Origin of the sequence: Streptomyces sp. SID14436, assembly GCF_010548465.1 — a bacterium.
Lineage (GTDB): Bacteria > Actinomycetota > Actinomycetes > Streptomycetales > Streptomycetaceae > Streptomyces.
Genome location: NZ_JAAGMD010000826.1, coordinates 1 through 413 on the forward strand (window position 1 = coordinate 1; position 413 = coordinate 413).

1 pseudogene is annotated in these 413 nt (G+C 78.5%); it reads left to right on the forward strand.

Annotated features, from left to right (window positions below):
* Positions 1-413: pseudogene (locus G3I53_RS30045) on the forward strand (cation-translocating P-type ATPase); the annotation flags it as partial.

Genomic DNA, 413 nt, shown 5'->3' on the forward strand with positions numbered 1-413 from the left:
GGCTCGCGGCCCGGCAGCAGCCCAAGGCCCGCCGCCAGGACGCCCGTCGGCGCACCGTCACCGTCGACGCCGCCCGGCTGCGCCCCGGCGACCGCATCGACCTGGGCGCCGGTGACGTCGTACCGGCGGACGCGCGCCTGCTGGAGGCCGACGGCCTGGAGGTCGACGAGTCGTCGCTCACCGGGGAGTCGCTGCCGGTGTCCAAGGACGTCGGCCCGACCCCCGGCGCACCGGTGGCCCGGCGGACCTGCATGGTCTTCGAGGGCACCACCGTGGTGGCCGGACACGCCACCGCGCTCGTGGTCGACACCGGCGACAGCACCGAGGCCGGCCGCGCCGTCGCGCTGGCCGCCCGCACCCCGCCGCCCGCCGGGGTCCAGGCGCGGCTGCAGGAACTCACCCGCAAGGCACTG